The organism is Alteromonas sp. KUL42 (assembly GCF_006538325.1).
Lineage (GTDB): Bacteria > Pseudomonadota > Gammaproteobacteria > Enterobacterales > Alteromonadaceae > Alteromonas.
Genome location: NZ_BJKK01000002.1, coordinates 384698 through 408170, shown reverse-complemented (window position 1 = coordinate 408170; position 23473 = coordinate 384698). Strand labels below are relative to the sequence as shown.

The window sequence follows — 23473 nt, the reverse complement described above, 5'->3', positions numbered from 1 at the left end:
ATAGGGGTAAGAGAAAATATGCGCAGAGTCAGCGACCACTGACTCTGCGGGTACAAACAAAGCTAAAAGCTTAAAAACTTAGAATTTAACGTTAACCCCAACCCATAGGTTGCGCGCGCGATCTTTTATGTTGTAATCGTCAAGAAACACCACTTCACTAACCACACCACGACCGGTCAAATACTCATAAGTACCATCGTTGTTAAGGTCGTTGTACTCTGTACTATATGAAGTGAAATCTTCATCCAGCAAGTTATTAATTCTTGCATTTACTGTGACGTACTCGTTGATAGTGTATCGTGCACCTAACGCTAACAATGTGTAGTTCTTAAAGTACAATGGCTTGTCAAGCGTGCTATCCCAACCGCGGTAACGATCGGAACGAAATTGGGTTTGCAGATACAAATTAAATGCTTCGTTGATATCCCAATTCACTGTAACATTTGCCATGTGCTCTGCAGTATTAGTTAAAGGTTGCCCTTCTTGTGGACCACTTTTTTGCTCGCTGTCTGTCCAAGTATAGTTAGCTGTCACGAACCAGCTTTTGTTAAACTGTAGTCGACCCGCGGCTTCAACACCTTGCAAATCAACTTCATCGATATTTATCTTTTGACTGTAAGAGTCATAACCTAACTGGTCATATTCGCCTAAGTTCACACAAGGACGAACACCACCTGTCGCTTCACAGCTTTGTATTCTATCGCCGCTGGCAATTTTATCTTCAAACTGGGTATTAAAGTACGTCAGGTTGAAGTTATGTCCGTCGTCACTGTTCCAATATGCGGCAATTTCGCTGTTTACACTGGTTTCAGGTGATAAGTCTGGGTTACCGGCGAAAGGTGATGTGCCTTGCCCACCAAACCCTGTAATTCCGTCGTAAAGGTCGGTCGTGTTAGGTGTTTTATAACCTGTGCTTACGCCACCTTTGACTGTCCAATTGTCAGAAAGGTTATACACCGCATAGAGACGCGGAGAAACTTGACTCCCAAACGCGTCGTGCTCGTCGTAACGCACACCAGCGGTTAGCGTCAAGTAGTCATTAAAGCTCCAGTTATCCTCTGCAAATAAAGACCACATCTTTTGCTCTTGAACGCCACCCGCGATGCCATCTTCAAGACCAAAAACACCATCGAGTAACTCACCATCAATTACTTGCCCACCTAATACCACGTTATGCGTGCCATAGAAGTCATCAACCGGAATATCTACACGCACATCAAGGGTGTATTGACTGCTCTCTAGTGGTCGTTTAGGACGGGGTAAAAAGGTCTCTTCCGCAATATTTTTACGTGCTTCTTCAGACAGCCCTTCGTATGCTCCAACACCATCGTACATGTCTTGCAGTAGTAAACGCTCCTGGACTGATAGTGGCAATGTACGACCATCGTTAGACGTATCAACATGTGACAACGCAACCATGGTTGAAAAGCCGTTCCACTGGCCTTCATGTGCAATAGACCACCACTCGCGATTAAACTGCTGGTCTTCAGCATACCCGGCGCGAGGGTTAACTACACCACGTCGAGCAGCCCAAATCGCATCGATGTTGTCTTTGGTACCCAACGGATAGGAGATACTGCCTGTTTCCACATTGTAAGTAGGCGTATTGTCGTAAGTTTGCTTTGAGTTGTCATAGTCAAACTTGATGCTCTGGTTTTCGAAAGGGGTATAGAACAGTGTAAAGCCAACCTGTTCACTGTCACTATCAACAGTTCTACCGCCACTACCAAAACCCAGCTCGCGAACATGTATATCTCCGTTTGGATCTACTGCTGGTTCAAACTCTGGCGATGATGCTTGTCGTTCATAAACACTGCCTCGTACGCCTAAAGTCAGTACATTTTCAATGAGTGGCCCTTGAACGAAGAAATCAGAGGTAATGTCATCGCCAAATTGATCATCGGTTTGGAAACTTCTTCCGAAGTTAATTGAACCACCCCACTCGTCTGAGCGCTTCTTAGTAATGACGTTAATAACACCACCAAGTGCATCAGCGCCATATAACGTTGAAGCCGGGCCTCGGATAACCTCAATACGCTCAATTGCTTCCATTGGCGGAACGTGGCCAAATGCATTTCCACCAAAGTTATTTGGATAGATATCGCCGTGATTATTCATACGAATACCGTCGATAAGCAAAAGGGTATATTCACCGGTTAAGCCGCGCATACTTACCGAACCTTGGCCGGTTTTATCTCGTGTGGTACCGATATCTATACCTTCTTGAAACTGAACTGCATCAAGTAAGGTTATAAACGCGCGGGTCTGTAAATCTTCGTTAGTAATGACCGAAATACTGGCTGGTGCTTCTGTGATTTTCTGTTCAAAACCTGTCGCTGAGACAACAATACGTTCTATTTGACTACCATCAGGCAGTAGTTCGATATTTTCTTGTGATATGGCAGGACTACCAATAAATGCGGCGATTAATGCGCTGGTAATTGCAGTGCAACGTGTTTTCAAGGTATCGCTTCCTTATTCTTGTTCCGTTTTCTAGAGAGAATTGAGTGTGAGCCTCTCATTAAGTGGCCGGAATACTACTTGGCATTAAAACAATCGTCAATACAAACGATATTTATTATCATTTACATGAATATTAATAAGTGCATTAAGAAAAACTAAAGAAGAGAATTAAGTACCCGTAAAACGAGGAAAATAAGGCGAATTTATTTTAAAGACTTGTTTGAAAGGAAAATGTACCCATTACTGCTATAGCACTCTTGCAAATGGATATTCGTTTGTGTCTTCAATTAGCGATGGAACCCTATGTCAATAAACTACTTTTCAAATGCAGTAATAGGAATATTGTTGGGGCTAATGTTTCTGGCTCTGGGCCCTGTCATTGAATGTGATAATTTGGCAGGCGTTACTACCACGCTTCAATGCCCGGATGGCGTGCAGATTTCTTCACTATGGCATCTGCTGTCATTTCTATCCATGGCCTTAGGAATAAGTAGTTGGCTATTTCGAAATAGAAAGCGACAAAAAACGTAATAACAATACAAGAGCCTGTTTATCTTTGTTCATAAATTTTTCATGAGTCATTTTTTACTCAGGCGATTGCAAATGTACGCGGTTTAGTGGGCCTTAACAAGTACATTTATGGGCAGTATCTACAAGCTTTGATAAGTATCAGAAAATCCACAAAGCCTATCTCTTCCGTTATGTTTTGCCTCGTATAACGCTAAATCAGCTTGACCAATGACATCATCCAAAGTTGTTTCTAACGTGGGTCGAACAACCATATAACCGGCACTTGCAGTCACCACCCCCTGTCTACTTGCCGAGTGCGCTATATTAAGTGCTTTTATCGACGCCAATATATTTTTTCCAACTAACTCACACCCTTGCCTATCGGTCCTTGGCAGTACAATGATAAATTCTTCTCCACCGAAACGAATTACTGTATCCCCTGGGCGATGAATAGATTGCATGATGACATCAGCAACAGAACGCAGACATTGATCACCTGCCAAATGACCGTAGTTGTCATTGAAGGCTTTGAAGTAATCCAGATCAAGGACAATAACGCCGAAGAGCTCATTGTTACGCACAGCACTTTTAAGTAGACCATGCACTTCAGTATTCAAGTAATGGCGATTACATAAACCCGTGAGTGGGTCACGGAAGGAAATTGCACGAAGAAACTGAATTCTCAGTTCATTGGTAAGAGCATTTTTGACGCGATGCACAAGTGTCATCGCTAAGATAGGTTTAACAATGAAGTCAACACCACCCGCATCCCAGCAGGCCTTTTGTGTTTCATGCTCAACACTAGCGGTTGCAAAAATGACTGGAATAGTTTCTAGCTCGGGCGTATTTTTTAACTCGCGACAAAGCTCCAAGCCATTTTTGACCGGCATATTCACATCTAAAATGACTAAATCAGGCTTAAGTAAAAGACATTTATCAATAACATCAAGGCTGTTACACACGTAATGCACCTGTGCAATATCAGAGATAATATGTGAAATGATATCGGCGCTTATCTCGTCATCATCGACAACGAGAACATTACATTTTTTCAACGCTATATCATCTGCAATTGCGTTTTGTGATACAAGTGCATCAATCATGTTTTCGAATACCCAGTTCTTATGTAGAGCTCATAGGGAGTAGCTGATGCTCACGTATATGAAATTGTAAATTGCCGTAACCTTAAACTGACGTTACAGAATACGCGTTTCATAAAAAAAGCGCTGCACGCTTTTCGTAGTAATTTACTCACATCAGGCGTCTTTTACACGTGTTCATATATATCAATGCAGCGTTTGGCTAACGTACGAAGTACATATAAGAGCATCTATATTGTTAACATGTTCAACTGCATAATTATTATCGGCGCTCGAATGGACTTCTTAACGTTAAATTATCAGGGAAGAAACCACTAAGATTCTAGCATTCAGTCCTTTGATGTTCCAACTAGACGAAAACCAAGCCACCCCGCCATTGCGCTTGATGCTGTAATAAATACCCCCCATATCCAGTCTATTGCCATTATGAATACAGAGAAACCATCAATTATGCTATAAGCTGTTAAATTGTATGCGCCATAACTGGCAAGCCCAAGTAATGCGCCATCTATCCCCGCGTAAAGTAGAGACTTATCTCTATTTGCGACAACAGCAAGTACAAATACAACACCACCATACATCAAATAAAAAACGAGCCAAGGCCAGGTGACCACCTGATTACGCATTAACGATTTCATTTCTGTTTGGTACCAATTATCGGCAATGACGCCGAGCCATAGAAAATCGAGAATAGCGAAGGTCAAGTAAATAACAACTAATGACGACACAATATTCTTGGCAAAATAAACAATATTTTCACGCATTTTGGTTCTCTTTGAAAATACAGAGAACCAGTGTGTCACGATTTGCGGACGCTTAAAAGACAGAAAAAATAAAGGGGTACGAGAGCACGACGTGCTCTCGCAAAATAATAACTTAACGGTTTAAAGAGGCAATAAGACTTTCTTTAAGAGGAGTTGTGGGTCGACCGATTAACCTTGAAAGTGTTTGACTATCATCATGCAACCACCCACTTCCAGCATGCAGCTCAGCGTCTGAAATTGCAGTTGCCATTCCTTCAGGTAACCCAGCATCAGTTAACGCTTGGCAATAGTCTTTTGCATCCATATCAACAAGATTAAGTGAAGTGCTCGTCAGGTTACTTATTTCCTCCGCAAACCCCTTCAATGAGAAACCTTTGTCACCTGCTAGTTCATAGGTTTCTCCAATATGAGAGTTAGCATCAGTAAGAATACATACTGCGGCATCTGCATAGTCTTGTCGACTCGCACTGGAAATAATTCCCTGCTTTGCAGCGCCAACCACCGTTTTAGTAGCGAGAATATGATTAACATTATCACTGTAATTTTCTGTATACCAGCCGTTGCGCAAAATGACATAAGGCGCATTAACTTCCTTAAGATACGCTTCTGTTTGTGCGTGTTCATTGGCAAGTAAAAGCGGCGAGTTACCCGCTTTTAGAAGGCTGGTATACACCAAAAGAGATACCTTGTTTTCCATTGCAGCATCAACAACAGCTTTGTGTTGAGCGATACGTTTACCAACTTCAGAACTTGAAATTAAAAGTAATTTATCAACGTCAATCAGTGCTTGAACTAATGTTTCAGGCTTGTCGTAGTCTGCTTCTCGAACAATAACGCCACTTGCTCTGAGTACTTGAGCATTCGACGCATTTCTAACAATAGCAATAATATTTTCTGGCGCTTCGGTTTTTAGCAATGTTTGAACAACTTTTCGACCTAGCTGGCCATTGGCACCGGTAACAGCAATCATGATCTTTCCTCTTTGACAATGTGAATGATGAAACAAGTTGTATTATGTATGCCGATTATTGCTATGATAAGACTACCAATTCAGAATGGATTGTCTTGAAAATGAGTACAATTGAGCCCGCCCTTTTGAAAAACCTTGCTATATTCGCGACAGTAGTAAGCGCAGGAAGCTTTGCTGAAGCAGCTCGGCGCTTGCAATCAAGTCGCTCGCGAGTAAGTGAGCAAGTCGCCAATTTAGAAACGGCGTTAAACGTTAGACTTTTACACCGCACTACACGACAAATAGCGCTAACAGATGAAGGTCGACGAGTATTTGAACATGCAAAGAAATGCCATGATATTTTGGATGATATCGATGAAAGTTTGTCGCAAAGTCTACCAAATGGCCGAGTGTCAATTACAGTAACCCACGACATCGCTCACAAGTTTCTGCTTCCTCTTGTTCCTGAATTTAAACTGCGTTATCCAGAAGTGAGTCTCAATATTGTCTGCAGTGATGAGAAACTCGACTTGGTATCGAATAACATTGATGTGGGCATTCGCATAGGGTTACCAAGAGATGATTCGTTGGTGGGTCGAGTACTTTATGAAGAACGCTTTGCAGTTTATGCAAGCCCACAGTATTTAAGTACACACGGCTGTCCGCTCACTGTCGAAGATTTAAGCAAGCATACGTGGATTTTATTATCCCAGTTAAACACATCTACTCAGCAATATTTGCAGCTTGATGGTAAGCCTTTTCAAATTAAGCCAAAGTACTATGAAATGTGTAACTCGCCACATTTAGTTCAAGAAATGGTAATTTCAGGGCTAGGAATAGCCACATTACTGCCTTCGACGGTAAAAACGAAATTGAAAGAGGTGAATTGGTTAAGATATGCCCGAGCTTGAGCAGTGATAAACTCGTCTTTACCTTAATATATCCCTCGCGTCGCCAAGTGCCCAGTAGAACTCGGGCATTGATAGATTATTTGATAGAAACTTGTCGATTTTGAGCGACATAATTTAATTGGTAGGGTTGAGGCTTAATCAACACACAATGTGGGCTCTACAATACCTTTTGAGATATATGCTCTACACCCAAACAAATTCGTTGATTCAAGGCACACTCCTTGTACTTTTTTGCCTGCCTTAACTTGTGAATTTTCCGCCACACACGCCACTTCGCATTCATCACTATTTTGGCAAGCCTTACCGGCATCAGAGGCGGGAAGCACACAAGCATTGGCCTGCTGGCGACCAACGTTTTTTCCATTCTCCACCCTCGCGCAAACACACTTTTTCAGTTTCGATAGAATAGGCTTGTTGTACGAGTGGCAATGACGTATCAACAGTTTGCTCTAGTTTTTCAATCTCTTCTAAAGATGGAATGGGCTCTTGAAGCGGGGCGCCACAAGCGACTAACAAGAAAACGCTGACAAGTAAAAGAAATCGCATAGTGAAGTACCCCCGCTTAACATTTATGTTCGCGTTAGGACAACTCAGACTCAACTTTGTTTCGTCCTGTTTGTTTAGCGCGATATAACGCTTGGTCGGCATGGTTTAATAGTCGGTTGTAATCACCGGCATTTTCGACACTGGCAACGCCAACACTAACCGTTATGTTTAGTAAAGGAGCAAGATCACTAAAATCATGTTGCTCAATTGACTGTTGAATAATTCTTACGGCATTAATAGCTTGCTCTAGAGAATGTTCCGGCAGCAGCAAGGTAAATTCTTCCCCTCCCCATCTCGCATATTTAGCATTAGCAGGCGAAAGCTCTTTAAGTTGTTGCGCAACCCGTTCCAACACCTTATCGCCTACCAAATGGGAATATTCATCGTTGACTTGCTTGAAAAAACTCGATATCAATTAGTGCTAAACATAATGGTTTGCTCTCACTTTTCGCCTTGGAAAAATATTCAGCTAGCCAACCATCAAAAGCTCGTCGGTTGGGTAAACCAGTGAGTTGGTCGTGAGTTGCTTGAAACTCAAACCGCTTATTTTGCAGTTCTAAAGATTTGGTTTGCTCATCAACGCGCTGTTTAAGTCTCGCTTCCGACTTTTTTAAGTGCTGAAAACGCACCTTATAAAACAGTAATATAGCCATACAAAGTAGTATTATTACGACAACTATAAAACTAATTGTTTGGTAAAACTTGGGCCGAATATTTATCTTTACCGGTTTATCGTACTCTCGCCAATCTCCCCCTACATAGCGTGCTTTAACTCTAAAAGTGTACGTTCCCGGCATCAAATTGGTATATTCGGCTAACCGTAACTTTTGACGGTCGACCCAATTGTTGTCGTACCCTTCCAGCATTACTTGATACTCGACTCGAGACGGCATAGCAAACCCTAACCCTGCATATTTAAAAGACACTCGCGTAATATCAGAAGCAACATGAATGATGTCAGAAGTGTTTCCTAAGAGTGAACTTTTACCATCTAGTAATACTTGTTCAATAATAACGGGGACTGAAAAATCACTAATTCTTTCTAGATTACTGGGGTTGACCGTTGCAAGACCTTTCGCAGTGGCAAACCAAACATTGCCGTGCCCATCAATATCCAATGAAGGCTGCGACCCTCCATTAATTTGAATACTGGCTAGTCCGTCTTCTGCTTTGAAATGATCAAATACCACAGTGTTGGAATCATCTTTCAAATAGGCAGTCACCTGTTGCATGCTCGTTAGCATAACGCCTTGGTTTGAGCTAACCCACATCCTTTGAGCATCATCAATAGCCACCGCAAATACTTTATCGACAGGCAAACCTTGTGATTTGCCAATGACGTGAATTTGCTTTGTGTTGTTGTCAAAATAAGCAACGCCTCTGTCTGTTGCCATCCATGTGCCCTTACTTGTCACAAAAAAGCTAAAAGCATGTCCAACATCAGAATCTGAAGGAAAGGTTACTGTGTAAATATTGCCCTTTTCGTAATAGGCCAAACCAATACCTGTGGCTACCCATATTCGACCATTTAAGTCTTCCGTCAGGCCCATAATGAAATTTGCGGGCAATCCATTAGACTCATTAAAGTAAACCAGTTCACCGTTGGGCTTCTGACGCGCTAACCCCTGCGCAGTGCCAAACCATATACTGTTGTCGCTAGCCACCAGCAATGCTCTTACTTCATTGCTAGGCAAACCACTTTCTCTGTCAAGAAAAGGAGAAAGCTTGCCATTTTCGTGCTTTAAAACACCGTCTGTATATGTGCCTACAAGTACGATATCGTCATTCAACTGGGCCAGGCTAAGAGCTGAAATGGGCCGCGGAAACGGAGATGTTAAAAATGAAAACTGATCATTTTCAAATACATCGACACCACTGCTTCCACCTATAAAAATGCTGCCATTTTTTGCCTGAAGCACTGTGCGAATGAAGTTCCCGCTAAGACCTTGGCTTTGTGTGAAAGTGGTGAACAACGCTTGGCGAAGCCTAAAGAGCCCACCGTTTGTACCAATCCAAATACTTTTTTCCGTATCTTCAATAAGAGAAAAAATTCGGTTGTTGGGCAAACCTGCTGTTGCATCGAGTTTTTCTAACCCCAAACTACTAAATCTATAAATTCCGTGGTTAATTGTTCCAACCCAAATACTGTTTTGGTGATCAACCAATAAACTAGAAATCGATTCGTCTTTTAACCCTGCATGAAGAGATTCAAACCCCTCGCTAGTCTCTCTCCAAACACCTTGCTCGCTGCCAACAAGCACTCGCCCCTCGGGGTCAATTTCAACTGCAAATAAAGGGTTATGCAATGCATTAACCGAAGATGATACTGGGTGAAGTCCGCTCTTAGAGAACTGAAAAAGCCCTTGGCTAGTCGCAAACCACACTATGCCGCGCTTGTCTTCTGCAATTCGATATGCACTAGCATCGGCTAAATATTGTTTTTCACTTCCATCGGGCATTCTTTGAATGACACCGGCATCTTCCAAAGCAAACCAATTACGTTGTTGACTGTCTTTGAAGGCATGATTAACCATAGAAGGTAAGTTCGCTTGAGCGTTCCATTTCCCACTGACCAGTGATGTTATACCACCGCGACTACCTGCTATAAGTAATTCATCATCAGCAGTATTGTAATGTAGACTCCGGATCCCTGAGTCAGGTAAACCGGTAACTTCCCCACGTCCAAACACCTCAAATTCGCTGCCATTGTAACGTGCAACACCTTCCCAGGTGCCAACCCAAATGTAGCCATTATTGGTTTGTGCTAATGCATGAATACTATTGTGGGGCAATCCATCAGTAGTTCCCCAAGTTTCGGAAAAATAGCGGTTAAGCGGCGTAATTCCAGAAGAAACACCTTGGGCATGAGATAGTGGTAAATAGGTTAATAATAAAAAACCTATAATAGAGGCAAACTTCAAGTGCTTCTCATTCCAACAGCTTAGACATATTCGATAATACCGCTAAGGATGGCTTAATCAAAAGTTGCCATCCCATTAAATATAACGATAAACACAATATTAAGCGATACATTATCGCACCTTAATATCTAGTTATCGGCCAACATCAAAGAAACCCAAACTAATCTGTGATCAGAGCTGGCATTTCTATCTTCAACCAGACGATAAAGATCACTGTCTTTATGTGGCCAAAACACACCTGATGCTTTTACTTCAAAACCATAAGTTGAAGGTAATACGTAATCAGCTCTCGCCCCCCAATAAGCAGTATAGCGATCGCTGTAGACTTCCTCAAAAGCCTCAGCACCGCCCTTACTCATTGGAATCACAGAATTGTTAACGAGTGGGCTTTCCGTCAATTGCTCAATAACACCTTCTCTGTATTTGTCGCCAATATCTGCAGCATTAAAGTCGCCAACGAGAACAAAGCGCGTCTGTGGCTCTAGGCTGGCAAGCTCTTCGTTATCATCATAAATATATGCTCCCTTCTCGGGGGTAAGATAGTCAGCCATAAAACGTATTTCATCAGCATTTTTCTTGCCATTTCTGTCTTCCTCACCATCAAAACTAGGCGGTGTTGGGTGCATAGCCAAAATGTGTACCGTATGCCCATTTACCTCGATGGGAACATCCCAATGTGACTTTGAACTTAGTCGAAGGGCATTCCATTCATCTTCGTCATACCAAGGCCGCCCATCGGGATAAGAGGTTTTTAGATGGCTAGGCATATCACGCCATTTAAAATGCTGAAAGGTGCGAACGTTCTCAGTGTCGATGGGATATTTAGATAACAACACCATGGCATATTGCCCATAATAAAAGCCAAATCCCATTGCATCACTGCCATATTGCTCAAACTTGCCGTTATTATCTAAATCAAATGGCGTAGCAAACCCCGTATTAACAGGCGCAATGAAAGTATACGGGTAATCAACAGGGGCTTGACCCGACTGAGATACTTGAAGGTAGTTTTTAACGAAGGCGTTAACACCTTTGCTCTTATCTTCAATATAGTCAAACTCATTGAGTAAGATGATATCTGGATTTACACGCTGAATAATTTCAGCGATGTTTTTAACTTGCGGGTTATCTCCAGTACTCAATACTTTGGGTAGTACTTCAATACTTGGTTGCATACCCAAAGAGGCATAATTATTTGCCTCCATACTGGCATTAAATGTGGCGACCTTTAGCGTCTGTGCAGCCAATACATTGGGTAAAATAATGAGGACAAAACATACAAGACTGAATTTCATGAGGTTCTCGTAAAAATTGAAGACGGCTAACCTTACCAAGATTTTATAGGTCACCAAAACTTTTTCAGTAAACATTATCCCCCCGCCTTTCTGAAAATCTCAACTACACTGAGCCAGTAATGTAATGGCAAATCAGTTAAACAAACTTATGAAGCGCCAAATAAAGCAAAATAAAACCAACAAAAACTAAATTTCTAGAATTTTTTTTCACCCAACGGCAAAGTACATAGCAGAGTCGCACTTTTATACTCACAACACAGTGCTATTGTAACTGCCACGATAGAAAGGAGCTTCGCATGTCAGATTGGGTAAAAAACGCGATAAAAATTATCAATGCAGACTATCAACGTTCTGCTGACACACACCTTATAAAACTGGAGCCATTAACCATTTCCGGTGTCGACATCTATTTAAAAGATGAAAGTACTCACCCTACTGGCAGTCTAAAACACCGTTTGGCGCGTTCCTTGTTTCTTTACGCACTATGCAACGGAAAAATACAAGAGGGTACTGTTATTGTAGAGGCCTCCTCTGGTAGTACAGCGGTTTCAGAAGCTTACTTTGCTCGAATGATTGGCGTGCCTTTTGTGGCTGTTATGCCTCGTACTACAGCACAAAGCAAAATTGCACTGATTGAAAAATACGGCGGTAAATGTCACTTTGTCGATTGTCCAACACAGATGCATGCGGAATCTGAGCGCATAGCTCAAGAGTTAAATGGCTACTTTATGGATCAGTTTCTTTACGCCGAGCGAGCAACTGATTGGCGAGGTAACAACAATATTGCTGAGAGTATTTTTAAGCAAATGGAAGCTGAGCCTCACCCGGAACCTCACACTATTGTAATGAGCGCAGGGACAGGTGGCACATCTGCTACTATTGGCCGCTATATTCGATACAAAGGCTTAAATACCAAATTGTTGGTTGTTGATCCTGAACACAGTGTATTTTTTGACAGTTACCAGCAAAAAGACAACGGTCTTGTCGGACACCGTGGCAGTCGTATAGAAGGTATTGGCAGGCCAAAAGTTGAAGCGTCTTTTCAGCGAGACGTAATAGACGAAATGATGCGCGTACCCGATACCGCCAGTATTGCTACCATGCGTTGGCTTAACACGCAAATGGGCATTAAAGCAGGTCCATCAACCGGCACTAATTTGTGGGGCGCATTACAAATTGCTCAGAGACTTGCTGACAACAATCAGTGTGGCTCTATTGTTACCTTAATGTGTGATAGCGGAGAAAGGTATTCTGAAACCTATTACAACTCCGCTTGGGTAGAAAAAGAAATAGGAAATACCGACATAGCTGACCAAGCATTATTGCACTTTAATATTGCATAATAGCGAAAGTATTCAAGGTTAATGTATACACAATACGTACACAACGCTTACGAATGCATTAACCTTTAGAAAGACACTCTGTCAATAACTCTGAAATGGGCATGGGTTTTCCTATGTAATACCCTTGTCCCATTTGACACCCCAGCGTTGCTACTGTTGTCAGCTGAGGTTTGGTTTCTATACCTTCTGCAACAACCGTGATCCCCAATGAGTTAGCTAAGTTAATGATTGATTCTAATATAATGGAGCTACTGCAGCCAGGCTGATAAGCACTGACAAACGACCGGTCTATCTTCAGTGAATCAAAGTTGTATTTGTGCAGATAATTTAAACTTGAGTAACCTGTGCCAAAATCATCCAGTGCAATAGTTAACCCAAGCGCTTGAAAATCGATAATATTTTGTTGTGTTGCTTCCACATTGTCAGTAATCGATTGCTCTGTGATTTCAAGGCAAATGTGTTTAGCCAAAAACGGCGCATCATTAACGCGCTGTGTTAGCTGCGCTTTTATCTGGTTAGAAACAAATCCTCTTGCCGACATATTTACGTTAATCTTAAAACTATCCGGCAGATAGTCTCGATAATCCTTCAGTAACTGCCATACCTTTTCGAAAATGTAACTATCCAATTTCTCTATAAGTATTGAGTCACTGATATTATCGATAAACTTGTCAGGCATAAGTAAGCCCTGTTCGGGATGAAACCAACGAACCAGTACTTCTACACCAATGATCGCATTGCGTTTGAGATCTAAAATGGGTTGCCCGTATAACGCAAAATGGTCATTTTCCAATGACTGAGTGAAATGATGAGGAAAAGTAGGAGAAAAAACGAAGTGTTTAGCCTCTTTATCGTCGTAATAAAAAACTTGGTTTTTGCCCAAGGACTTTGCTATGTACATAGCTTCATCGGCGTGCGATAACGCCTGATTCACTTCATATTCCTGCCCCTCGCTAGACACCACACCAATACTGCTTGAGACTCGTACCTTGTGTCCAAGAATATCAAGGGGCAAATTGATCACTTCAAGAATGCGATTCGCGGTGCGATAAATGGCCTCTTTATTGTCAACATTAAACAACAAAACGGCAAATTCATCGCCACCAAGTCGACTTATGGTGTCAGCATCACGCACCTCTGAGGTAAGCCGCTGTGCAATACATTTCAGTAAAATATCACCCGCGTGATGGCCATAACTGTCATTCACTTCCTTAAAGCCATCAAGATCAAGATACATCAACGTAAAGGTTCTATTGGGGTAGCGCTTTGCATGCTGTATGGCTTTTTTCAATTGATTGGTAAAAAGTGAACGGTTGGCTAACCCTGTTAACGAGTCATGTAGCGCCAAATAATGCATTTGCTGACGCGCTTCCAAGCGTTCAACCGCATTGCAAACATGCCTTGCGACGAAGTCGAGTAGCTGCAAATCTTTTTGGGAGAACTGGTAACTGTCGTCGTAACACTGAACAATTACCGTTCCTTCAATATTCCCTTCACCGAACGGCACACCTAGCCAAGAAACCGGCGCTGAACCGACAATCTTTATATTGTGCTCAGAAACATACTCATCAAACTTACTGCCGTTGAGTAGAACTGATTTTTTGTTCATTAAGATATGGGTAATGAGAGACAGCTTTTCAGGAATGATCTCTAAATTCGCTACACCGTGAATATCGTCCTTTTCATCCACGGCAAAGGGAATTGAGTAATGCATTTCGCCGTTGTATCTCAGCGCTACAATAAAATTCTTGGTGAAAGTAAGCTGCCCTAAAATTACATGCAGCTTTTTGAAAAATGTTTCGAGATCATTGGTTTTAAAAATCAGCTCGGCAATAGAAAATAATATGTTTTGTATTTTCCCGCTGTACTCCAACTTCTCTACGGTTTTCTGTAATTGCGAGTGCGCTCGATTACTGATTATTTTGTTGGCCGTTAAGTTGGCCAAAAGGCTCAGTATTTTAACGTGCTCGTCCGTAAAAAAATGAGTATCCGTGTGTTCTGAATCAATAACGCCAAGTACTTCACCTTCAAAGATAATAGGTACCGCTAACTCAGACAAACGCGCAGCATCATCTACAATGTAGCCGGGCTCTTTTCTTGTATCTTTGATATTTAAGGGTGTTTGAAGCTTTGCGGCTTTGCCCACCACGCCTTGACCGACTTCAAGGACGAGCAAATTAGTAATATGTTGATTTTTTTCGATTTTATTTGACGTCGCAGCCCGTTGTATAAGCTTGTCGCCATTTTTGGTATAAATGACGGACTCTTCAAAACCGAGCTTTGTAATGACTTCATTGGCGAGGTACCAGAAAATTTTCTGATCATCCATCATCGTCATAAGCTGCATCGCGTACTCAGAAACAATAGTGAGTGCGTCATGCTTTAATTCTGTATTACTCTGCAAAATATCAGACCTTGTTGTTTTGGCCTAACTGCGTTGTTTCCCGCGAACTTCAGCCGTCGTAAAGTATCGAAAAATGGGGAACCACAGTTTTATTATTCTATTGTTGGATTTATGTATTCACCATCTTACTTTATGCCGCAACAGTATTTGTAATGCGCTTCATAAAGGCACCAAAACAACATTACTAACGTCTTAGGTAATTGTGAATCAATAAACGCTTCATGAAGTTATCATGATACTTCCAACACTTCATAGCAAAAAGTTCCTTTATGTTGAATATAGTATTAAAAGTACACATATCATTACTATAGCCTGTTTATCTTCATTAACACCCCCTGTATTGTAGTGGTAAAACAATAACAACGGGCACTAGACATGTTTTCTAAAATCCAAAACACTTTGCTACCGGTCATCGCTATCCTGTTTTTTACCAACGCAACTTCACAAGCCAATACCGTTTTACCTACTACTAAGCGTGCAAATGGCACCGCGATCTATGAGAAGGTCTTTGCTAACTTGGCGCTGCAATGCATACATCAAACCTATCCGAATGTAGTGAAACACATGATGAATGATGCTTCTGATGTAAAAACACCAGATAAGCTATACCCAGCCTTTTATGGATGCCTCGATTGGCACTCATCGGTGCACGGTCATTGGTTACTAGTAAGAATGCTTAATACCGCGCAGAACAACGTAGACCGAGAGCGTATAATCAGCCGACTTGCGCTAAGTTTCACAAAAGAGAATATTGATGGTGAACTAACTAGCTTACTGCGCGAGAATAACGCATCTTTTGAAAGACCTTATGGTCTGGCTTGGTTTTTACAACTCACCGCAGAGTTGCGTACCGCGACCTTTCCTGAAGCCGAAAAGTGGCTAGAAGTCCTCACACCACTAGAAACCGCAATTGTAGAGCGAATTAGCATTTGGCTCCCCAAATTGGCCTATCCTATCCGCACAGGAGAGCACAGTCAGACAGCCTTCGCATTTGGATTGATGCTAGATTGGGCACGAGAGGCAAAGAATGTAGAATTCGAACAAATATTGACTGGAAGAATAAATAAATATTATTCAGGTGATACACAGTGTCCTCTGGCCTATGAACCCTCAGGTCAGGACTTTTTATCACCCTGTCTAGCTGAAGCAGATTTGATGCGCAGAATAATGACACAATCTGAATTCGCAACCTGGTTAACCGCCTTTTTCCCTCAATTAACTGGCAATAAAGAACATTGGTTGGCGCCAGCTACTGTTACCGATAAATCTGATGGTAAACTCGCTCATTTAGATGGGCTTAATATCAGTCGAGCATGGATGATAGAAGGTATTATGCGGGCACTTCCAAAAGATGATAAGCGCCAAGACACATTGAAAGCGTCATTTGAACAACACCGTAGCGCCGGTTTGCATGCCGTCATTGGTGACATGCATTACATGGGTAGTCACTGGTTGGGTAGTTTTGCCAGCTACTTAGAAACCCAGCGCGGTATTCAATAGTTTACTGATAATACCAACACGGTACGCTTAACGTTTAAGCGTACCCCCAATACTGTTGCCAGTGTGCCAATAATTCAGAGGAATGCTCAAAAAGCCTTGGGTAGTTTTCAAACTTCTGAACCGACGACGTGTAGATTGGTTGATTGACCTGAAAATAGCTAGGTGTTTGGATCAAACTAGTATTTTCACTTTGCTCAACGCCACCTTCCCTTTTAGACAAACCCACATATTGCAGTAGAGCTTCTAGCGTACTTTCAGGCTCAGATACCAAGGTTTCATATTTCATGGTCATCGCGCGCGTTCCCAGCACTGGCTGCAGTTTTTTCCAACATGAAAAAACCTTGTCGTAGGCTTCAGCGAACGTATCCACCGAGTACAAGTTTATCTCTTCGAATTGCAAACAACTAAGTGCGACGGCTTTTGGATGCCTAACACAACACAGCACTTTAGCCTTTGGAAACAAGGTTAACATTGCCGGTAAATAGGGAAAGTTCAATGGCATTTTATCGACAATGAGCGTTCCACTTGAGATAGTGGGCGCATATGCTTTTAAGTGATTAAGATAGTCATCAGCTAAGCTATTTAATTTCGCAATTGCCGTACTTTCGTCTTCTTCATCAACAGATACTTTAAGGCTACCGGTATGAGCCTCTATCATACCTCCTTCTTGAAGTTGCTGACAAAATGTAGCGGCAGAATCTGTTTCCTCTAACAAAGTCACGTTGCCCTGCTTTAACAACATATTCTCAATTAGTGTTGTGCCAGAGCGAGGAAAACCAACGATGAATAGCATCTCAGTGTCATTGGTCGAGGTAATGTCTGCTTGAACAGGAGCTATGCCAAATGAACCTAATTCAATACCCCCATTGAGGTCTGAAAATTTGTCTGTTCTGTACTGTGATGTTGCATTTGCAACAGACAATATAATATCTTCAGCCTCTTCAAAGCGCTGTTGTTTATCTAACAATCTAATTTTTTGATATAGGTGCGGTAAGCTAAATGGCGAAGCCTCAAGCGAGACATCAAGTGCTTTTATTCCCCTATCAATATCATCATTAGCAAAGTGGATTTGGGCTTCTTTTAATGACAACTGAGCCAAACTATTTGGACTAGTAGAGTGATTACACTGCTGCGAAAGCTTATCTAAAAATTGTTGTGCTTGTTTTGTATCACGACGATTTTCATACAAATTAAATGCAAGTTCTAAAAGCTGCGTATTATTGGTCTTCGCTAATTTAGTTTCTAACGCAGCAAAATGAGAATCACTTGGTAACGCAAGCCAGTCGATATACGCCGCATACGTCGACATTTCTTCTTTCTGTTCTTCGTCACTTGCAAGCGACAACGCCGTATTTGTTAGCGCTTTTGCACTACCATAACGTTTTGATTCTAGCTCGGAAAGCGCCAAAAAATAATGAATCGAATATGATGACAAAAAGGTTTGAGATAATTTCGTTTTTTGTTGGTAAAGCGTATTTCGTGCATGAACTCGGTAACATGCTTCTACATATAACTCCGCCAACATGACATCTAAGTACAGTAGGTTGTCGCGCGTCAGGAAAGTAATTAATTCTTGCCACTTTCCTTGTAAATAAAGACTTTTAGATAAGCTTTGGGCGTACTGTCCACTTTGTGGATTACAACGCAGAGCATTTTCAAATGCAGATTGTGCATCTTCAACACGAGACTGTTCAAGAAGCACATTACCAAGCGCATGATGGGCAACGTGGTATTGTGGGTTGTACTTTATGGCTAATGACAATTGCTTTTCAGCATCGTCAAGATTTCCAGATTCCTTTAGTAAAAGCGCATAATTGTAGCTGACATCAGTATTTTGAGGGTATTGCTTTTGGAGACGTCGAAAAATATCAAACGATTCAGGAAAGCGTTCTGTTTTCCCCAGTGCCGTGGCATATAGCATTTCGGCCATAGGATGTTGCTGATAAACAGCAGCAAGTGTAGAAATAGTAATCTCGTATTGGCCAGCATTAAACGCTTGCATGGCCTGATTAATTAGTGCTTGTGTCAGTTTCATTACTTCTCATTTTGACAATATTTAGGTAGCTGTATAATGCCGAATGCCAGTGTAAACACACATAGTAACATGCTTAACCGTTGATGGAAGTGTGGAAAATTGCCTCTTATACATTGCAATTCAGTACCTATATGAAGTCATGCTCGCCTTCATATTTCCTTTAATAACTTTGTTTCATCCCCTACTAAAGGATGAGAGATATAGGAACTAAAGTTTTATACTGCATAATAATTGTGTGTGTCATCCTAAGAAGAGGCACAAAACAATGAACCTTTTTATGAATATTTTACTGGTAGACGACCACTCAATTGTACGAGAGGGCTTTTCATCACTGCTTTCGTCAGTATTAGAAAATACATCAGTTTCAAGTGCAAAAAGCGCTCATCAAGCAACCCAGCTCCTTCGCAAGGAAACCTTCGATCTTATTATTCTGGATATCAACCTGGCTTCATCAAGTGGCCTCACCCTAGCCGAGTACATTATTCAACGCTGGACGTCAGCAAAAATTTTGATGTTCAGCATGTTCGACGATATCTCAATAATCGATAGGGCCATTAAACTTGGCGCTATGGGCTATGTTAGTAAGCAAAGCGAACCAGAAGTACTCATTAATGCGGTAACAGCGGTTCTCAAAGGAAGGCGCTATCTAGAACATACAACAGCCATTGAATTAGCCACCTTTAACTTATCTCGCTCTAGTCGACATTTAAAAGATCTCACACAAAGAGAACTCGACATTTTTATGGGAGTAGCTAGAGGACAATCACGCAAAGATGTAGCTGACTCACTGAGTATTTCCGAGAAAACGGTCTCTAATGTAATTACCCAACTAAAGCGTAAACTGGATTTACAAACTAATGCTGAATTCGTCCATCTAGCAATTAAGCAAGGTTACTTGAAAATCCCCATGGAACAGTGAAAACCGAAACGGGAAAAATTCCCCATACTTGTGTACGTATTCTTTCCTCTGTTTGTCTAACTCATTTCCAAAAAATTATTTTTCCCATTAAAAATCAAAATCATAAACAAAATAACTTTGAATTCACAAAGGAAATTTTCCCGCCATTAAAAGGACAAACTCCGTTTAACGCAACCCAGTCCTCGTTACATACTGTTAACACAATATCAAGGTAACAGTGGAAACAAAACTATGGCTAAGTTCTATTCAAAGGCTTCATTGGCCTTAAGCGTAATAATTGGTTTAGGTACAAATTCTCATCTCTATGCGGACGACGGCGTAACGTGGGCAGATATTGAAAACGATGCAAAAACGCCTGAGAACGTCCTCATGTATGGTATGGGTCCTGAGGCCCAGCGTTACAGTGAGCTCACTCAAATAAACAAAGAAAATGTACATATGTTATCACCTGCTTGGGTAATGAGCTTTGGTGATGAAAAGCAACGAGGTCAAGAATCTCAAGCACTCGTATATGACGGCATTGTCTATGTGACTGGTAGCTATTCACGTATTTACGCCTATGAAGCAAAGACAGGTAAGAAATTGTGGGATTATGCACACCGTCTTCCGGAAGGAATTCGCCCGTGTTGCGACGTAGTGAACCGAGGCGCTGCGATTTACGGTGACTTGGTCTTTTTCGGTACGCTGGACGCGGGTATTGTTGCCCTCGATCGTTTAACGGGCAAAGTTAAATGGAAAAAACGTTTCGAAGACTACCGTGCGGGCTACACCATGACAGGCGCTCCAACAATAGTTAAAGATCAAAAATCCGGAAAGGTCATGCTTATTCACGGCTCATCAGGGGACGAGTTTGGCGTTGTGGGGAAACTATTTGCGCGCGATCCTGAAACTGGCGAAGAAATTTGGATGCGCCCTTTTGTTGAAGGCCATATGGGCAGATTAAATGGAAAGGAAAGCACGCCTACTGGCGGTTCGTACGAAGTGACAACGTGGCCGAAAGATGAAAACGGCGAAATGGTAGAGGCTTGGCACCACGGCGGTGGTGCACCATGGCAGAGCGCAAGCTTCGATGTTGAAACGAACACTATCATTATCGGTGCAGGTAATCCGGCTCCTTGGAATACATGGAAACGCACCGCCAAAGGAGGCAACCCAAAAGACTGGGATAACCTTTATACTTCTGGGCAAGTAGGTGTTGATGCAACAACCGGTGAGGTGAAATGGTTCTATCAACATACCCCTAACGACGCATGGGATTTCTCTGGCAACAATGAACTTGTGTTATTCGACTATTACGATAATGGAAAGCTAATAAAAGCGACGGCTCATGCAGACCGAAATGGCTTTTTCTATGTAGTTAACAGACAAAACGGTGAATTCATCAGAGGCTTTCCCTTTGTAGATAACATTACGTGGGCCACACACATAGACCCTGACACGGGTCGCCCAGCTGAAGTAGACGGACAGCGCCCGCCACTGCCTAAGCCGGGTGAAAAACGAGGAAAGTCGATAGAAGTATCGCCCCCATTCTTGGGCGGGAAGAATTGGAACCCGATGGCCTACAGCCAGAATACAGGCTGGTTCTACATGGGCGCAAACCACTGGAAAGAAGACTACTGGACGGAAGAGGTCACCTATAAGAAAGGTGCAGCTTACCTAGGACAAGGTTTTAGAATTAAACGTATGTATGACGATCACGTGGGCGTGCTTCGTGCCGTAGATCCCATCTCAGGTGAAATTAAGTGGACGCACAAAGAAAAACTGCCTATGTGGGCAGGCGTATTAGCAACAAAAGGCGGTCTTATTATCACAGGGACTGGTGATGGCTATGTCAAAGCTTTCGATGAAGAAACCGGCGAAGAACTTTGGAAGTTTCAAACGGGCTCGGGAATTATTTCATGTCCGATTACTTGGGAAGAAGATGGCGAGCAATACATTGGGTTAGCTTCTGGATATGGCGGCGCAGTGCCTCTGTGGGGGGGAGACATGGCCGAACTGACCAAACCTGTAGCGCAAGGTGGTTCATTTTGGGTATTTAAACTGCCTAACCACAATAAAAAGCAAAACGTAGCTAAACAATAGCTTTAGCTTTGCAAACCAAACCGAGAGGCTGTGAAAATGCCTCTCGGCATTAAGGAGATTTCATGCGCTTACGTTTTCAAGTAATCAAACAACTCCCCGTGTTATTAGTTGTACTATATTCAGCAACCGCCAATGCCATTCCCGATTTCGAAGATGACGTGAAAGTTATCAACGGGTGTGCAATAAAGCCCAAAACTATTTGTAGCGACACAGACTTAAGCGGTGCTGATTTGAGCCATGCAAATTTGCAAGGGGCAGTATTCACCAACGTAAAGTTCAGCAAAACTGATTTAAGGCACGCAAACTTAAGCTACGCGACGTTTAAGAAAAGTAACCTAGACCACGCTGATTTAGCTACCGCCAATTTAAAGCACGCAGATTTACGCAGTTCTAAAGTTCGAAACGCTAACTTAGAAGGCGTGGATGGCTGGGCGCTTTTCGGTCAAGGGGTTGATTTTACCAACTCCAATTTTTCAGGTGCAAACCTAGATCAAGGTCGTCTATCGGGTGCCATTATGATAAATACCAACCTAAGGGCCGCACGATTAGAGAGGGTTTGGATGAACAAAGCTAACTTTGAAGGCGCAATCCTAATCAATGCCAACATCCAAGAATCGAAACTAAATGATGCGAACTTATACCGAGCCAATTTAACTGGCACGCGCATCCATTATGCGACATTTCAAGGCACTTTCATGGATGAATGCATAAACTGCCCTGTTGATTGGTAATAGAGATTTTAGAAATTAGTTTTATTCTTATCAAAAACAATAACTTTATTTCGGCCTGCACGCTTTGCACTGTACAAGGCGTGATCTGCCCGACTAATCAATCCATCACCCGAAATCCCCTTTACAATACCCGATACACCAACACTACAAGTTATTGAAATGTCGAAAGGTAATAATAAACTTTCTACGGCAAGTCTTATACGCTCAGCCAATTCAGTTGCAGCCTCTTCTGGTGTTTCGGGTAACACCACTAAAAATTCTTCGCCACCGTAGCGACCTACAATATCAACCGAACGAATATTACTTGAAATACACTTTGCTAACTCTGCTAACACTTCATCACCGGCTTGATGTCCGTGACTGTCATTCACCTCTTTGAAATGATCAACATCGACCATCAATATCGAAAACGAACGATGATAACGTTCAAATGTTTGCACACTAGTACTCAGTGCTTCCATTATGGCAAACCGGCTAGCTACTCCTGTAACGGCATCAGTATTTGCCTGTATCTCCAATTGCAAAGTGCGCTCTTTTACTTTTTCTTCCAATGACCGATTAGTTTCTTCAAGTTGTGCTCTTAGGATCTCCAACTCTTCATTTCTTTGTTTAAGTAATGCAATACTGGGTATATTGATAAACACTGGCATCAACTTCCACAGGTAATAAGCCGTGACTATAGAAACTAGACCTGTAGCAAACTTTATCGCACCTTCAATGAAGTAATAACCGTGCCAAACATTGACCATACCAGCAAGGTGAGACGCGCCACAAAATGCAATAAAGCAGGCGAACAACGCAGCGAGGCCATCAAACTTGAGGTCCTTGCGTTTGCGCAAGAAATAAAAGATACCAAAGGGAATAAGCGAATAGGCGATGACAGTCATGAAATCACCACCTAGGTGTAGCAACAATAGATCCCACCGCCACAGTAGACAATGGCCATGGGGCATGAGACTGCCGTCAAACAACCTATCTAACATCCCCATCTCCACCTCGC

General features: G+C 42.1%; 17 protein-coding genes. 6 read left to right on the top strand and 11 right to left on the bottom strand.

Going from position 1 to position 23473, the window contains the following annotated elements; all coding sequences use genetic code 11:
• Window positions 1–78: 78 nt before the first annotated feature.
• From EYR97_RS04595 to EYR97_RS04575, 4 genes are all read right to left on the bottom strand, one after another.
• The gene (locus EYR97_RS04595; RefSeq protein ID WP_131092640.1) at window positions 79–2463 is read right to left on the bottom strand and encodes a TonB-dependent receptor domain-containing protein; all 2385 of its coding nucleotides are present in this window, start codon (window positions 2461–2463) and stop codon (window positions 79–81) included.
• A gap of 650 nt (window positions 2464–3113) precedes the next feature.
• Window positions 3114–4076 (bottom strand): diguanylate cyclase domain-containing protein, encoded by a 963-nt coding sequence (locus tag EYR97_RS04585; RefSeq protein ID WP_131092638.1) that lies wholly within the window; start codon window positions 4074–4076, stop codon window positions 3114–3116.
• A 326-nt stretch (window positions 4077–4402) separates the two neighbouring features.
• Window positions 4403–4837 carry a DUF2177 family protein gene (locus EYR97_RS04580; RefSeq protein ID WP_131092637.1) on the bottom strand — a complete coding sequence of 145 codons (435 nt, stop codon included), beginning with the start codon at window positions 4835–4837 and terminating at the stop codon, window positions 4403–4405.
• Between the two features lie 112 nt (window positions 4838–4949).
• Window positions 4950–5807: an SDR family oxidoreductase gene (locus EYR97_RS04575; RefSeq protein WP_131092636.1), complete on the bottom strand. Its 858-nt coding sequence runs from the start codon at window positions 5805–5807 to the stop codon at window positions 4950–4952.
• Between the two features lie 101 nt (window positions 5808–5908).
• On the opposite strand from EYR97_RS04575, the gene EYR97_RS04570 reads away from it, so the two are divergent.
• A complete protein-coding gene (locus EYR97_RS04570) occupies window positions 5909–6697 on the top strand; it encodes a LysR family transcriptional regulator (protein WP_242634891.1) in 789 nt (262 codons plus the stop codon).
• A gap of 309 nt (window positions 6698–7006) precedes the next feature.
• On the opposite strand, the gene EYR97_RS22160 is transcribed toward EYR97_RS04570, so the two are convergent.
• The 4 genes from EYR97_RS22160 to EYR97_RS04555 all read right to left on the bottom strand — a co-directional run bounded on the left by EYR97_RS22160 (window position 7007) and on the right by EYR97_RS04555 (window position 11459).
• A complete protein-coding gene (locus EYR97_RS22160; protein ID WP_242634890.1) occupies window positions 7007–7243 on the bottom strand; it encodes a hypothetical protein in 237 nt (78 codons plus the stop codon).
• A gap of 34 nt (window positions 7244–7277) precedes the next feature.
• Window positions 7278–7598 carry a GGDEF domain-containing protein gene (locus EYR97_RS22155; RefSeq protein WP_258313191.1) on the bottom strand — a complete coding sequence of 107 codons (321 nt, stop codon included), beginning with the start codon at window positions 7596–7598 and terminating at the stop codon, window positions 7278–7280.
• Between the two features lie 25 nt (window positions 7599–7623).
• Complete coding sequence (locus tag EYR97_RS04560) at window positions 7624–10164, bottom strand: two-component regulator propeller domain-containing protein (protein WP_258313190.1); 2541 nt, start codon at window positions 10162–10164, stop codon at window positions 7624–7626.
• A gap of 128 nt (window positions 10165–10292) precedes the next feature.
• The gene (locus EYR97_RS04555; protein WP_131092635.1) at window positions 10293–11459 is read right to left on the bottom strand and encodes an endonuclease/exonuclease/phosphatase family protein; all 1167 of its coding nucleotides are present in this window, start codon (window positions 11457–11459) and stop codon (window positions 10293–10295) included.
• A gap of 296 nt (window positions 11460–11755) precedes the next feature.
• Here EYR97_RS04555 and EYR97_RS04550 point away from each other — a divergent pair, with 296 nt between their 5' ends.
• The gene (locus EYR97_RS04550; protein WP_131092634.1) at window positions 11756–12802 is read left to right on the top strand and encodes a PLP-dependent cysteine synthase family protein; all 1047 of its coding nucleotides are present in this window, start codon (window positions 11756–11758) and stop codon (window positions 12800–12802) included.
• Between the two features lie 58 nt (window positions 12803–12860).
• Here EYR97_RS04550 and EYR97_RS04545 read toward each other — a convergent pair whose 3' ends face one another.
• Window positions 12861–15206 (bottom strand): EAL domain-containing protein, encoded by a 2346-nt coding sequence (locus EYR97_RS04545; RefSeq protein WP_131092633.1) that lies wholly within the window; start codon window positions 15204–15206, stop codon window positions 12861–12863.
• A gap of 375 nt (window positions 15207–15581) precedes the next feature.
• Between EYR97_RS04545 and EYR97_RS04540 the strand changes: the two genes are divergently transcribed.
• Window positions 15582–16706: a DUF2891 domain-containing protein gene (locus tag EYR97_RS04540; protein ID WP_131092632.1), complete on the top strand. Its 1125-nt coding sequence runs from the start codon at window positions 15582–15584 to the stop codon at window positions 16704–16706.
• 34 nt (window positions 16707–16740) lie between these two features.
• On the opposite strand, the gene EYR97_RS04535 is transcribed toward EYR97_RS04540, so the two are convergent.
• A complete protein-coding gene (locus EYR97_RS04535) occupies window positions 16741–18741 on the bottom strand; it encodes a tetratricopeptide repeat-containing sulfotransferase family protein (protein WP_131092631.1) in 2001 nt (666 codons plus the stop codon).
• A gap of 277 nt (window positions 18742–19018) precedes the next feature.
• Between EYR97_RS04535 and EYR97_RS04530 the strand changes: the two genes are divergently transcribed.
• The 3 genes from EYR97_RS04530 to EYR97_RS04520 all read left to right on the top strand — a co-directional run bounded on the left by EYR97_RS04530 (window position 19019) and on the right by EYR97_RS04520 (window position 22473).
• The gene (locus EYR97_RS04530; protein WP_131092630.1) at window positions 19019–19660 is read left to right on the top strand and encodes a response regulator transcription factor; all 642 of its coding nucleotides are present in this window, start codon (window positions 19019–19021) and stop codon (window positions 19658–19660) included.
• Between the two features lie 231 nt (window positions 19661–19891).
• Window positions 19892–21742, top strand: coding sequence for a methanol/ethanol family PQQ-dependent dehydrogenase (locus EYR97_RS04525; protein WP_131092629.1), 1851 nt, complete (start codon window positions 19892–19894; stop codon window positions 21740–21742).
• A 62-nt stretch (window positions 21743–21804) separates the two neighbouring features.
• Complete coding sequence (locus EYR97_RS04520) at window positions 21805–22473, top strand: pentapeptide repeat-containing protein (RefSeq protein ID WP_131092628.1); 669 nt, start codon at window positions 21805–21807, stop codon at window positions 22471–22473.
• An 8-nt stretch (window positions 22474–22481) separates the two neighbouring features.
• Here the strand turns inward: EYR97_RS04520 and EYR97_RS04515 are convergent, their stop codons facing one another.
• A complete protein-coding gene (locus EYR97_RS04515) occupies window positions 22482–23456 on the bottom strand; it encodes a GGDEF domain-containing protein (RefSeq protein ID WP_131092627.1) in 975 nt (324 codons plus the stop codon).
• Between the last annotated feature and the right edge of the window lie 17 nt (window positions 23457–23473).